Origin of the sequence: Nonomuraea sp. NPDC003560 (assembly GCF_042878785.1) — a bacterium.
Classification (GTDB): domain Bacteria; phylum Actinomycetota; class Actinomycetes; order Streptosporangiales; family Streptosporangiaceae; genus Nonomuraea.
This window is the reverse complement of record NZ_JBIAOF010000001.1, coordinates 867,960-880,064: the sequence shown is the minus strand read 5'-3', so window position 1 is coordinate 880,064 and position 12,105 is coordinate 867,960. Positions and strand designations below refer to the sequence as shown.

Here is a 12,105-nt window from a genome sequence, read left to right as displayed (position 1 = left end):
TTCCCACGCAAGTGGGACGACGCATCATTGATCACATGAACGAACTGAGGAACATGACGGCCGGTCCGGTGCTGCTCCCCGGCGACGACGGCTTCGACCAGGCGCGACGGCCCTGGAACCTGGCGGTGGACCAGCAGGTGCGCGCGGTGGTCGAGGCGGCCGACGCCGACGACGTGGCCGCCGTGATCGGCTACGCCCGCCTGCACGGCCTGGCGGTCACCGCGCAGCCGAGCGGCCACGGCGCGTCGGGCGACACCGAGGGGACGATCCTGCTGCGTACCGGCCGGCTGGGCGGGGTGGAGATCCGCGACGGCGTGGCGCGCGTCGGCGCGGGCGTGAAGTGGGGCGAGGTGCTGGCGGCCGCGAGCCCGCTCGGGCTGACCGGCCTGGCGGGCAGCTCGCCGGTGGTGAGCGTGACCGGTTACACCCTGGGCGGCGGCCTGAGCTGGTTCAGCCGCAGGTACGGCTTCGCCGCCGACAGCGTGCGCGCCGTCGAGGCCGTGGACGCCGACGGCGGCCGGGTCAGGGTGACCGCCGAACGCGACCCCGAGCTGTTCTGGGCCCTGCGCGGCGGCGGCGGCGACTTCGCGATCGTGACGGCGCTGGAGTTCGACCTGCACCCCGCGCCCGTGCTGTACGGCGGCCGGATCATCTGGCCGGCCGACCGCGCCGAGCAGGTCATGGCGGCCTTCCGCGAGGTCACCGCCGACGCGCCGGAGGAGCTGTCGGTGTGGTTCCAGCTCCTGACGCCGCCCGGCGCCCCCGGCTTCGTCATGGCCGACTGCACCTACCTGGGGGCCGACCCCGGGGCGCTGCTGCGGCCGTTCGAGGCGGTGGGCGGGGCGATCGCCGACACCAGGCGGCGGCTGCCGGTGGCCGAGCTGGCCTCGATCTGCGACGAGCCGGTCGACCCGAGCCCGGGCGTGGGCCACACCGAGCTGCTGACCAGGCTGGACGACGAGGTCGCCGGCGTGCTGGCCGGCGAGCCGATCGAGCCGCTGCTGGCGGTGCAGGTCCGGCACCTGGGCGGGGCCGTGGCCAGGCCGGTCGAGGGCGGGGGCGCGGTGGAGCGGCTGGCGGAGCCGTACCTCGTGCACGCGCTGGGCCTGCCGTCGCCGGAGGTGGCGGAGCGGATGGAGCGGCTCGGCAAGTCGCTGGTGCCGTTCAGCACCGGGCGGCGTCCGTTCACGATGCTGCACGGCGGGGAGCAGGCGGCGGCGGCGTTCTCGCCCGAGACGCTGGCCCGGCTGCGCGACCTCAAGCGCGCCCGCGACCCGCTGAGCGTCATCAGGTCCAACTTCCCGGTGCTCGGCTGAGCGGCCTACGGCTCTTCGAGGACCAGGTCGCACGTCGCCCGGGGATCGAGGAAGGCGCACAACCCGGCGGCCTCGGTCAGCAGGGCGTCGCGATCCGTGCGGCGCAACGGGGTGAAAGGCCGGATGCGCAGCGTCCGGTCCCGGATTCGCCAGGTGCCCTGCCACATGCCGTCGACCAGGAAGGTGCCGGTGGTCGCGCCGTTGCCCGGGGGGAGCGGGACGGGGCGGTTGCCGGGGATCACCCGGGTCCGGTCCTTGTGTGACAGCAGCAGATTGTCGTATTCAGGGAGGAATCTGGGCGGGGCGGGCACGTCCTCGGCCGGGCGGGGCGCGTCGGCCAGGTCGTACAGCACCTGCCGCTCCTCCCCGCGGAACACCCTCAGGGGCAGCCGCTCCACCACCTCGCGCAGGTGGGTCAGCCCGGACCACAGCTGCACGTCCGCGACGCTCGCCGGGCCGAACGCGCCGAGATAGCGCAGCACCAGCGCGTCCACCGGCGCCGGGCGCAGCGGCGCGCCCAGCCAGCTCTCCACCGGCGCCCACGCGGCGGGGCCGGTGCCGCCCCAGACGCCCCGCGGCGGCACCTGGCACAGCGCGAGGTGATGCGTGACCGCGTAGGCCAGCGCGCTCGGATCGGCGCCCGGCCGGCTCCGCGCGAGCAGCCTGCCGAGCTCGCCGCGGGTGCGCGGCCGCTCCGCCAGCAGCCGCCCGGCCTGTTCGAGCAGCGCCTCCCGGTCCGCGTCGCCGAGGCCGTGGCGGAAGTGCGCGCGGAAGCCGGCGGCGTGCAGCGGACGGAACAGCGCGCGCCAGTCCAGGCAGTCGCGCGCGCTGACGAGGTGCACGGTGTTGCGCATCAGGTGCAGCCGCACCACCTGGCGCTGCTCGGTCAGCGCCGACAGCTCATCCGGCGCGAAGCCCCGCAGCCGGGTCCACAACCCCACGTACGGGGCCAGCGGCGCCTGGGACTGCATGCCGCCCAGGTGCTCGATCGCGTCGATCGCCCGGCCCGGCGCGCGTTCCAGCAGGTACTGGCGGGCCAGCGTGGCCCGGTTGAGGCGACGCCGGCTCAGCACGTCACTCACCGCAGCGGCCCGAAGAAGGCCCGCAGGTCGGCCGCCAGCAGGGCGGGGGCCTCCATCGCGGGGAAGTGCCTGCCGCGCTCGAACTCGCTCCAGTGCGCGCCGGCCGGCGCGGGCACCAGCCGGCGCACGGTCTCGTCGGCGCCGAAGACCGCGAACCCCTGCGGCACGGCGGGCGGCGCGCCCCAGTCGGCGGAGTGGGCCTGCTCGTACAGGGTGTGCGCGGCCGACGCGCCGGAGCCGGTGAACCAGTACAGGCTGACCGTGGTGAGCAGCTGGTCGCGGTCGACCGGCAGGTCGGTCCACTCGTGGACCTTCTCGGCGATCCAGGCGAGCTGCAGCAGCGGCGAGTCGGCCAAGCCGTAGCCGATGGTCTGCGGCCGGCTGTTCTGGATCGCCAGGTAGCCGGAGCCCTCCTGCTGGAAGGCGTCCATCCGGCTCAGGATCAGCTTGTCGACCGGGTCGTCGGCGTCGAGCCGGTCGGCGATCCCCGGCATGAAGGTGGCGACGTTCGCGGCGGTGAACGGATCGGTCACCACGTGCACGCCGACGACGTGCTCGCCGTCGAGGCCGGCGAGCAGGCCGGACACGCCCGCGCCGACGTCGCCGCCGTGCACGCCGTACCGGTCGTAGCCGAGGCGGCCCATCAGCTCGGCCCAGGCGCGTGCGGTGCGCCCCATCGACCAGCCGGTCCCGCCCAGCGGCGTGGAGAAGGCGTAGCCGGGCAGCGACGGCGCGACGACGTGGAAGGCCGGGCCCTCGTCCGGGGCGACCAGTGGCTCGATCAGGTGCAGGAACTCGGCGACGGAGCTCGGGTAGCCGTGGGTGATGAGCAGCGGCCTGGCGTCGGGCCGGTCGGACCTGACGTGCAGGAAGTGGATGCGCTGGCCGTCGATCTCGGTGGTGAACTGCGGGTACCGGTTGAGCCGGGCCTCCTGGGCGCGCCAGTCGTACTGCGTGCGCCAGTACCCGGCGAGCTCCTTCAGGTGGCCGAGCGGCACGCCGCGGGTCCATCCGACGCCGGGCAGCTCGCCGGGCCAGCGGGCGTGGGCGAGCCGGTCGTGCAGGTGGTCGACGTCGGCCTGGGGGATCTCGATTCGGAAGGGCTGCATGTCGTCGCGCACGGCGCTTCTCCTTGTGAACGGCTCGGCCATGAGTGCTCTTGCGCTCATGCGGAGAACACTAGGAACATTCGCGGAAAGGATCGTTCCTAGATCGTCGTCAGGATCGAAGAATGCTGGAAACCTCGGCGCGGCTGCTGCGCCTGCTGTCCCTGTTCCAGGCCAGGCGCGACTGGACGAGCACCGAGCTGGCCGCCCGGCTCGGCGTCACCACCCGCACGATCCGCAACGACGTCGGCCGGTTGCGCGCGCTCGGCTACCCGGTCGACGCGCGGCCGGGCGTGGCCGGCGGCTACCGGCTCGGCTCGGACGGCGCCCTGCCGCCGCTGCTGCTGGACGACGACGAGGCGGTGGCGGTCGCGATCGGCCTGCGCACCGCCGCGAGCGGCTCGATCGCCGGGATCGAGGAGACCTCGATGCGGGCGCTGGCGAAACTGCAGCAGGTGCTGCCCGCGCGGCTGCGGCACCGGGTGAGCGCCTTCCAGTCGTACGCGCTGCCGATGCCGTCGCGCGGCTCGCAGGTGGATCCCGACGTGCTGACCGTGATCGCGAGCGCGTGCCGCGACCATGAGCGGCTGCGGTTCGACTACCGGGCGCATTCCGGGGCGGCCAGCCGGCGCTCGGTGGAGCCGTACCGCCTGGTGCACGACCGGCGGCGCTGGTACCTGGTGGCCTGGGACGTCGACCGGGACGCCTGGCGCACCTTCCGGGTCGACCGGATCGAACCGCGGACGCCGGCGGGGCCGCGCTTCACGCCCCGCGAGCTGCCGCCCGACCACGAGATCACGGCGCGGGTGGCCCGCGGGGCCGGCGAGGCGACCTGGCGCTACCGGGCGCGGGTCATCGTGCACGCGCCCGCCTCGCACGTGCGCGACCGGCTGCCGATCCCGGTGGACGTGCAGCCGCTGGGCGAGGACCGGTGCGTGTTCGAGCCCGGCTCGGACCATCCGGAGATGCTCGCCCTCCACCTGGGCCTGCTCGACGCGGACTTCACGGTCGAGGACTCGCCGGAGCTGGTGGCCGCGCTGCGCACGCTGACGAGCCGCTACCAGCGCGCGATCGCCGCCGCCGACCAGCCACCCGGCACGCCTTGAAAGGCCGTGCCCGGCCAGCCGGCACGCCTTAGAAGGCCGTGCCCGGCCAGCCGGCACGTCAAAGGCCGCGCCCGGCCAGGCGACGCCCGTCGGCGCCGTGTCAGGCGGGGTCGCCGTGGCGGCCCGCGCCGGCGGCGAACCTGGCGGCGCCCTCCGCGGCGTCCGGCAGCGAGACCAGGCCGTGGCGCAGCTCGTTGCGCATGGCCTCCTCCTCGGGCAGGCCGTCCTGCTCCAGCAGCGACATGCGGTCGCCGCGCAGGCACGCCTGCGGGAACGCGGCGATCCGCGCGGCCAGCTCCTCGGCGTGCCGCCGGGCCGTGCCGGTGGGCACCAGGCGGTTGACCAGGCCCATGTCACGGGCCTCCGGGGCGCTCACCGCGCGGCCGGTGAGGATCATGTCCATGGCACGGGACGCGCCGACGAGCCGGGGCAGCCGCACCGTGCCGCCGTCGATCAGCGGCACGCCCCAGCGGCGGCAGAAGACGCCGAACACCGCGTCCTCCTCGGCCACCCGCAGGTCGCACCAGAGGGCGAGCTCCAGCCCGCCGGCCACCGCGTGCCCGGCGACGGCCGCGATCACCGGCTTGGACAGCCGCATCCTGGTGGGCCCCATGGGCCCGTCGCCGTCCTCGCCGACGTGGTTGTCCAGCGCCTTGAGGTCGGCCCCGGCGCAGAACGTGCCGCCCTCGCCCCACAACACCGCCACGGCCGCGTCGGAGCGCTCGAAGCCGGCGAACGCGTCCGCGAGGGCGTCGGCGGTCTTCCTGTCCACCGCGTTGCGCGCCTCCGGCCTGCTGATGACGACGGTGGTGACGGGCCCCTCGCGCTCGACGCGTACGGTCATGCGACCCTCCTCCGGGAAACCTGCCGAGCGTACCCTCAGGTGAGGGCCCCGGCCAGCAACGCGTCGAAGTGGTCGGCCGCCGGGGCGTCGATGCCGCGCAGCGGGCCCCGCTCGGCCAGGTGCGCCTCGGCGTACAGGCGGGCGACCAGGGCCTTGCGCCCGTCGTCGCGGCCCCAGCCGGCCTGGTCCTCCAGCAGGGCGGCGGCGTAGGCGTCGGCCATGAACTGGGCCAGCGGGTAGAGGCGTTCCTCGGCGAGCGCCGGGTCGAGGCCGTGCCAGGCCGCGACGGCCTTGGACAGGTCGTCGATCCGCGCGTGCACCAGGTCGGAGGTCGCCAGGGCGCGCAGACGGGCCAGGAACGGCACGTGGGCCTCCTCGCGGAGCATGGCGCGGCGCACGTCCAGGCACAGGATGTTGTCGCCGCCCTCCCAGATCGGGTTGACCTGGGCGTCGCGCAGCAGCCTGGCCACCGGCCACTGCTCGATGTAGCCGTTGCCACCGTGCACCTCGATCGCGTCGCTGGCCGCCGTCAGGCCGAGCCGGGCGGCGCGCAGCTTGATCAGCGCGGGCCCGAGCCGCAGCCGGGGGCCGACCAGGCCGTCGAACACCATCGCCTGGGCGGCCTCGACCTCGACGATCAGCTCGGCCAGCTTGCGGCGCATCAGGGGCTGGTCGATGAGCGGACGGCCGAACGCCTCGCGCGAACGCGCGTAGCAGATCGACTCGACCAGGGCCCGCCTGGCCACGCCGACGCCCATCATGGCCACGCCCAGCCGGGAGGCGTTGGTGAGCTTCATCATCGTGCCGAGCCCGGAGCCGGAGCCCCGGCCGGCCAGCAGGAACGCCTCGGCGTCGGTGAACTCGACCTCGGCCGAGGCGACCGAGCGGGTGCCCAGCTTGTCCTTCAGCCGCCGGATGCGCACCCCGTTGCGCGAGCCGTCGCGCCGCTCCCACAACGCCAGGAACGGCGCCACCGACCCGTCGGGCGTGCGGGCGAGCACCACGAACGCCGAGCCGTTGGCGTTGGAGGCGAACCACTTGAACCCGGTCAGCCGCCACGCCTCCCCGTCGGGCTCGGCCCACGCCTCCAGGGCGGCCAGGTCGGAGCCGCCGGTGCGTTCGGTGAACATCTGAGCGGCCTCGCCGGAGTAGTAGCCGTCGGCGAAGATCTCCCGGACCCGGTCGCGCACGTCCGGCGGCGCGTGCTTCTCGGCCAGCGAGACCACCATGTCGCCGCCGGTGCCGAGCGCGCAGCCCATCCCGATGTCGGCCTGGTCGAGCAGGTACGTCCAGGCCGCCGCCAGCGCGGACGGATCCGCCCCGTTCGCCCGTGCCTCCTCGGCGAACGACGGCGAGGTGAAGTTGTCCTCCATGAGCGCCGCGCGCGCGGCCTGGAAGGACGGCGGCATGACGACCCGGCTGACGTCCCTGCCCCACTTGTCGTACTTCTCCAGGCGGGGCGGGTTGCGGTCGGTCTCCTCGGCGCACTCGGCGACCAGGCCGCCCATCAGCGCGCCGAGCCGTTCGAGGTGGGGCTCGGCCCAGGCGAAGCCGTCGCCGAGGTGGCGCCGCATGAGCAGGCGCAGCGTGGGGTCGCAGGTCCACCAGTTGCGCCCGGCCGCCCCCTGGTAGCGCTCGGTGGCGTAGCGGTCGCTGTGGTCGAAAGGTTCGATGAGATACCGGCCCATACTCGCGAGTGTTACATATAATCAACACGCGATGGAAGACCGTAACACCTCACTCAGCGCCCGGTCGGCGGTGCTGAGCGCGCTGCTCGGCAGCCACCCGCCCCGGCTGCCCGCCCGTCACCTGGTGCGCATCGGCGCGCTGTTCGGCATCGCCGAGGGCACGGTCCGGGTGGCGCTGTCGCGCATGGTGGCGGCCGGCGACCTGACGCAGCAGGGCGGCCGCTACACGCTGTCCGAGCGGCTCGTCGAGCGCCAGGCCCGGCAGGACGAGAGCCGCGACCCGCACACCAGGCCGTGGGACGGCACGTGGGAGGTGGCGGTGGTCACCGCCGAGCGGCGCGCCCCGGCCGACCGGGCCGCGTTCCGGCACACGATGTCCGCGCTGCGCATGGGCGAGCTGCGCGAGGGCACCTGGCTGCGTCCGGCCAACCTGGTGCGCGAGTGGCCCGAGACCGTCACCGCGCAGTGCACCCTGATCGACGGCCGCCCGCACGGCGACCCCACCCCGCTGCTGTGGGACCTCGACGGCTGGGCGGCCGAGGCGGGCCGGCTGGAGCGGGCGCTCGACCGGGCCGACGGGCTGGCCGAGGGCTTCCTGGTCTCGGCCGCCGTGCTGCGCCACCTGCTGGCCGACCCGCTGCTGCCCGCCGAGCTGCTGCCCGCGAGCTGGCCGGGAGCCGCCCTGCGGGCCCGCTACGACGCCTTCGACCGCCGCTACCGCGAGGTCCTGCGCGCCCATATGGAGGGCTGAGCCCCTGAATCAGAGCTCGACGCCGAAGACGATGCGCTTGTTCCTGAACTCGGTGACGCTCCACACCTTGCCGCCGCGCACCGTCAGGTCCTCGGGCCCGATCGGGTACGGCCTGGTCAGCAGCTTGTCGCCGCTGTGGACGAGCAGCCTGCCGTTGGTGGCGGCGTCGGCCGCCTGGCTCAGGTACCACTTGCCGCCCCACGAGACCGCGCCCTGGATCTTGGGGTGGCCCATGACGAAGGCGTCCTTGGGCGTGCCGTCGGTCAGCGGCAGGTTCCAGCGGGCGACCCACCCGCCGGGGTCGTTCTCCCGGTACTCGCCCGCGACCAGCGCGGGCGTGCCGCCGCTGCGGTCGACCGACAGGAACGAGAAGTGCGGCCCCCCGCGCGCGAGCTTCCAGCAGTCGGTCTGCGGGAGCAGGTAGCGGTAGCCGAAGGCGTGGAACCGGCCGCCGGAGCGCCCGATGCGCGCGGGGTCGCCCAGGTCGGACTGGGCGGTGCGCAGGTCGAGCAGGTTGCCCAGGTCGAAGACGCGCAGGCCGTTGTAGGTGTCGGCGACGTAGAGCAGGTCGCCGTGGCAGGCCAGGCCGCCCGCGTGCACGTCGATCGGCCCGTACGAGCCGTCGGGCCTGGCCTCCACCAGCAGCGCGTGCTGGTACTTCAGCGTCCGGGGGCTCAGGAACGACACCCTGATCCCCCGCTCGCCCGCCGCCGGCTTGAAGTACCAGCTCACCAGCAGCACCGGCACGCCGATGGCGCCGGACTCCTCGCCGCAGGTCACGCCCTGCGGGTACCAGTCGACCGTGTCCTGGTCCTTGGCGTCGAAGGCGTACCAGTCCGCCGGCCTGGGCCGCATCGAGCCCAGCGCCGCCGTCGCGCCCTTGTGGACGGCGGTCCTGTTGGCGTGGGCCAGCAGGGCCTCTACCCCGGTCGCGCCGATCTCCCCGGCCAGCTTCGCCGCCCCCGTGGCCAGCGTCCCCGTGGCCCGCGTTAACGCGTAGGGCGCCTTGTCGGCCGGTACCATCCCCGTCGCCGCCATATCTGCCTCACTTCGTCCGTCTCTCGGAGTAGTTTGACGGACGCGCGGCGGCATTTGTTGGCGTTCAGTGCCAGTTCAATCCCCGTTCAGTCCCACAGGTGCACCGGCAGGCCCGACAAGGCCAGCTCGCGGTAGCGGCGCACGAGCCGTTCCCGGTCGCCGCCGAAGCGCGCCAGCGCCTCGCGCTGCCAGACGGCGCCGGTGCGCCGCAGCCGGGTGCGCTGGGCGATGACGTCCAGCGCGGTGTCGGCGTCGTGCGGGGTCACCCCGGCCGCCAGCAGCGCGGCCCGCGCCTCGGGCAGCAGCCTGAGCACCAGGTCGGCGGCCTCGAACTCGCCGTCCAGCCCCGGCCAGGTCAGCTTGGCCTCCAGGCCGTCCTGGGCGGCGCGGTAGAAGTTCTGGTACGCCTCGGCGAACCGGTAGCCGGTCAGGTCCCGCTCGGCCTGCGACAACGTCAGCCCCAGCAGGAACGCCGTGTTCGCGGTCATGTCCGCGCACGAGGGCCCGGCGGGCAGCGCGCGCATCTCGACCCGCAGGTGGCCGCCGTCGGCCGGGTCGTAGACGGGCCGGTTCCACTGCCAGATCGTGCCCTGGTGCAGCCGCAGCTCGGGCACCTCGTGCGGCTCGGCGTCGTCGGACAGGTCGGGCACGATCGGCTCGTAGTCCTGGACGTACCGCTCGAACAGCTCGTGCGCGCCCTCCCGCACCCAGTCCGAGCCGAACGTGACCCGCCCGTCCCTGCGCCCGCGCCGCTCCACGTCGCGGTCGTCGGCCGCCTCCTCCATCAGCGCGATCCGCGTCTCCGCCCACAGCTGCCTGCCCAGGAAGAACGGCGAGTTGCCGCACGCGGCCAGCACCGGCCCGATGGCGAGCTGGGCGGCGTTGAACAGCCGGGCGAAGCGGTCGGGCGGGGTGCGGATGTGCACCTGCCAGGAGGTGTTGGCGCTCTCCAGGATCACGTCCTCCACCGACAGCTCCAGATCCTCGATCTTGACGAGGAACGGCTCCAGCCGCAGCCGCCTGATGCCCCTGCTCATGGCCCGGTAGCGGTTCTGGTCGCTCATCGCGCCGATGGTGAAGTCCTCGGCGGCCAGCGTGGGCAGAATGCCGATCGGCAGCGCGCCGCCGTCCTCGACCGCGGCGTCCACCTTGGTCACCGTCTCCTGGATCTCGGCCCCCATGCGCTCGAAGGGCGCGCCGGCCAGCGGCATCGGGGTGAGGTTCACCTCGATGTTGAAGCGGCCCAGTTCGAGCACCACGCGCGGGTCGTCGAGCCTGTCCCGCACCTCGTCGTTGCGCGGCAGCGGCCGTCCTTGCTCGTCAATGAGGAACAGCTCCAGCTCGGCCCCGATGGTGGCCGGCCCCTGGCCGAAGCCAGGGGTTTCGAGCAGCTCGCGAAGAGTGCCGAGCTGCTCCCGGATGCGTTCTCCGAAGCGCGCGTACTCCGCCTCGGAGAACCGCTCTTTGTCCAGATCTCGTCCCATCGCCCCCTTCTGTCCAGTACGCAAGTGTCCACACCTCACCAGCCGATCGGTCCGTCGTCCTCCAGGTAGGCGCCGGTCGGTCCGTCGGCGTCCAGGGTCGCCAGCCGTACGGCGATGGCCGCGCCCTGCTCGGCGGTGCGGAAGCCGGTGTGGGCGTTGAGGTCGGTGGCGCAGTAGCCCGGGTTGGCGGCGTTCACCTTGACGGAGGTGCCCATCAGCTCCTTGGCGTAGCAGACGGTGATCATGTTGAGCGCGGTCTTGGAGGAGTTGTAGGCGGCGAAGTTGAGGTCCCAGAACGGGCTGTCCGGGGTGAGCGCCAGGCTGATCGAGCCCAGCTCGCTGGACATGTTCACGATCCGGCCCGCCGGCGACCTGCGCAGCAGCGGCAGCATGGCGTTGGTCACGGTCACCACGCCGAACACGTTCGTCTCGTAGACCTCCCGCAGCTCCCGCGCGGTGACGGCGCTCGGGACGCCCCCGTCCAGCCCGCCGGCGACGCCCGCGTTGTTGACCAGGATGTCCAGCGAGCCGTACTCGGCCTCGATCCACTTGGCGGCGGCGGCCACGCTCTCCTCGTCGGTCACGTCGATCCGCACGTACGGCAGGCCCAGCCGCCCGGCGGCGGCCCGTCCGCGCTCCTCGTCGCGGGCCCCCACGATCGCGGTGATCCCCCGCTCCGCAAGCAGCCGCGCGATCTCGTGGCCGATTCCCTTGTTCGCGCCCGTGATCAGGGCAGTCGTCGTCATGGCCCAACGTTCTCCCAGGCCGCGGCGGGGACGGGAGAGACCCGCGGAGGCTGGGATCGGCGGTACCACCTTCGCGCGCCCGCTCACCTGGCCTCAGGACGGAGGATGGAGGCATGAACCGCGACGAACTGGCCGGCTTCCTGCGCAGCAGGCGCGCCCGCGTCACCCCGTCCGACGTGGGCCTGCCCGGCGGCGGACGCCGGCGCACGCCCGGCCTGCGCCGCCAGGAGGTGGCCCAGCTCACCGGGATGTCGATCGACTACTACATCCGGCTGGAGCAGGGCCGGGGCCCGCACCCGTCGCGGCAGGTGCTCGGCGCGCTCGGCCGGGCGCTCATGCTGGACCAGGACGAGCGCGCCCACCTGTTCCGGCTGGCCGGCCAGGTGCTGGAGACGCCCCGGATCAGGGAGGACGTGCCCGCGGGCATCCTGCACCTGCTCGCCTTCCTGGAGGACGTCCCCGCCTACGTCCTGGACGCCCGCTACGACCTGCGCGCCTGGAACCCGCTCGCCGGCATGCTCATGGGCGACCTGGACTCCCTGCCGCCCGACGGGCGCAACGTGATCCGCTGGGTGTTCAGGTCACCCGGCATCGCCGAGCACCTGTCGGACGAGGAGAAGAGCCGCTTCGCCCGCGCCTCGGTCGCCGACCTGCGCGTGGCCGCCGGCCGCTACCCCGACGACCGGGCGCTGCAGGCGCTGGTGGCCGAGATGCTGGCGCTCAGCCCCGAGTTCGCCGAGCTGTGGGCCCGGCACGAGGTGGAGGTGCGCAGGGAGCAGCGCAAACAGGTCACCCATCCGGTCGTCGGCACGATCGACGCCATCTGCCAGGTGCTCCCGGTGCCCGACCGCGACGACCTGCGGCTGGTGCTCTACACCACCGAACCCGGCTCGCCCTCCCACCGGGCCTTGCGCGACCTGCGGCGACTCACTCTAAGCTCATGA

General features: G+C 73.8%; 11 protein-coding genes. 4 read left to right on the top strand and 7 right to left on the bottom strand.

Annotated features, from left to right (window positions below; all coding sequences use genetic code 11):
* Positions 1 to 35 precede the first annotated feature (35 nt).
* On the top strand, positions 36 to 1,316 hold the full coding sequence (locus tag ACFYUV_RS04205; RefSeq protein WP_387664688.1) for an FAD-binding oxidoreductase: 1,281 nt from the start codon (positions 36 to 38) through the stop codon (positions 1,314 to 1,316).
* Positions 1,317 to 1,321: 5 nt separating this feature from the next.
* On the opposite strand, the gene ACFYUV_RS04200 is transcribed toward ACFYUV_RS04205, so the two are convergent.
* The gene (locus ACFYUV_RS04200; protein ID WP_387664685.1) at positions 1,322 to 2,389 is read right to left on the bottom strand and encodes a winged helix DNA-binding domain-containing protein; all 1,068 of its coding nucleotides are present in this window, start codon (positions 2,387 to 2,389) and stop codon (positions 1,322 to 1,324) included.
* A 5-nt stretch (positions 2,390 to 2,394) separates the two neighbouring features.
* Positions 2,395 to 3,567, bottom strand: a complete 1,173-nt coding sequence (locus tag ACFYUV_RS04195; RefSeq protein ID WP_387664682.1) for an epoxide hydrolase family protein — start codon at positions 3,565 to 3,567, stop codon at positions 2,395 to 2,397.
* 62 nt (positions 3,568 to 3,629) lie between these two features.
* Here ACFYUV_RS04195 and ACFYUV_RS04190 point away from each other — a divergent pair, with 62 nt between their 5' ends.
* On the top strand, positions 3,630 to 4,610 hold the full coding sequence (locus tag ACFYUV_RS04190; protein ID WP_387664679.1) for a helix-turn-helix transcriptional regulator: 981 nt from the start codon (positions 3,630 to 3,632) through the stop codon (positions 4,608 to 4,610).
* A gap of 100 nt (positions 4,611 to 4,710) precedes the next feature.
* Here the strand turns inward: ACFYUV_RS04190 and ACFYUV_RS04185 are convergent, their stop codons facing one another.
* On the bottom strand, positions 4,711 to 5,454 hold the full coding sequence (locus tag ACFYUV_RS04185) for a crotonase/enoyl-CoA hydratase family protein (RefSeq protein WP_387664677.1): 744 nt from the start codon (positions 5,452 to 5,454) through the stop codon (positions 4,711 to 4,713).
* A 35-nt stretch (positions 5,455 to 5,489) separates the two neighbouring features.
* Positions 5,490 to 7,142, bottom strand: coding sequence for an acyl-CoA dehydrogenase family protein (locus tag ACFYUV_RS04180; RefSeq protein WP_387664674.1), 1,653 nt, complete (start codon positions 7,140 to 7,142; stop codon positions 5,490 to 5,492).
* A 31-nt stretch (positions 7,143 to 7,173) separates the two neighbouring features.
* On the opposite strand from ACFYUV_RS04180, the gene ACFYUV_RS04175 reads away from it, so the two are divergent.
* Positions 7,174 to 7,893 carry a PaaX family transcriptional regulator C-terminal domain-containing protein gene (locus ACFYUV_RS04175; RefSeq protein WP_352356883.1) on the top strand — a complete coding sequence of 240 codons (720 nt, stop codon included), beginning with the start codon at positions 7,174 to 7,176 and terminating at the stop codon, positions 7,891 to 7,893.
* Positions 7,894 to 7,902: 9 nt separating this feature from the next.
* Here ACFYUV_RS04175 and ACFYUV_RS04170 read toward each other — a convergent pair whose 3' ends face one another.
* The 3 genes from ACFYUV_RS04170 to ACFYUV_RS04160 form a co-directional block, all read right to left on the bottom strand.
* The gene (locus ACFYUV_RS04170; RefSeq protein ID WP_387664671.1) at positions 7,903 to 8,931 is read right to left on the bottom strand and encodes a hypothetical protein; all 1,029 of its coding nucleotides are present in this window, start codon (positions 8,929 to 8,931) and stop codon (positions 7,903 to 7,905) included.
* Between the two features lie 86 nt (positions 8,932 to 9,017).
* Entirely contained in the window at positions 9,018 to 10,415 is a 1,398-nt protein-coding gene (locus ACFYUV_RS04165) for a glutamate--cysteine ligase (protein ID WP_387664669.1), read from the bottom strand.
* A gap of 35 nt (positions 10,416 to 10,450) precedes the next feature.
* Complete coding sequence (locus tag ACFYUV_RS04160; RefSeq protein ID WP_387664666.1) at positions 10,451 to 11,161, bottom strand: SDR family oxidoreductase; 711 nt, start codon at positions 11,159 to 11,161, stop codon at positions 10,451 to 10,453.
* 113 nt (positions 11,162 to 11,274) lie between these two features.
* Between ACFYUV_RS04160 and ACFYUV_RS04155 the strand changes: the two genes are divergently transcribed.
* Positions 11,275 to 12,105 carry a helix-turn-helix transcriptional regulator gene (locus tag ACFYUV_RS04155; RefSeq protein WP_387664663.1) on the top strand — a complete coding sequence of 277 codons (831 nt, stop codon included), beginning with the start codon at positions 11,275 to 11,277 and terminating at the stop codon, positions 12,103 to 12,105.

Coding starts and splice junctions, on each gene's coding strand:
- ACFYUV_RS04205 (WP_387664688.1), top strand. CDS start 36: ATGAACGAACTGAGGAACATGACGGCCGGTCCGGTGCTGCTCCCCGGC.
- ACFYUV_RS04195 (WP_387664682.1), bottom strand. CDS start 3,567: ATGAGCGCAAGAGCACTCATGGCCGAGCCGTTCACAAGGAGAAGCGCC.
- ACFYUV_RS04190 (WP_387664679.1), top strand. CDS start 3,630: ATGCTGGAAACCTCGGCGCGGCTGCTGCGCCTGCTGTCCCTGTTCCAG.
- ACFYUV_RS04185 (WP_387664677.1), bottom strand. CDS start 5,454: ATGACCGTACGCGTCGAGCGCGAGGGGCCCGTCACCACCGTCGTCATC.
- ACFYUV_RS04180 (WP_387664674.1), bottom strand. CDS start 7,142: ATGGGCCGGTATCTCATCGAACCTTTCGACCACAGCGACCGCTACGCC.
- ACFYUV_RS04175 (WP_352356883.1), top strand. CDS start 7,174: ATGGAAGACCGTAACACCTCACTCAGCGCCCGGTCGGCGGTGCTGAGC.
- ACFYUV_RS04170 (WP_387664671.1), bottom strand. CDS start 8,931: ATGGCGGCGACGGGGATGGTACCGGCCGACAAGGCGCCCTACGCGTTA.
- ACFYUV_RS04165 (WP_387664669.1), bottom strand. CDS start 10,415: ATGGGACGAGATCTGGACAAAGAGCGGTTCTCCGAGGCGGAGTACGCG.
- ACFYUV_RS04160 (WP_387664666.1), bottom strand. CDS start 11,161: ATGACGACGACTGCCCTGATCACGGGCGCGAACAAGGGAATCGGCCAC.
- ACFYUV_RS04155 (WP_387664663.1), top strand. CDS start 11,275: ATGAACCGCGACGAACTGGCCGGCTTCCTGCGCAGCAGGCGCGCCCGC.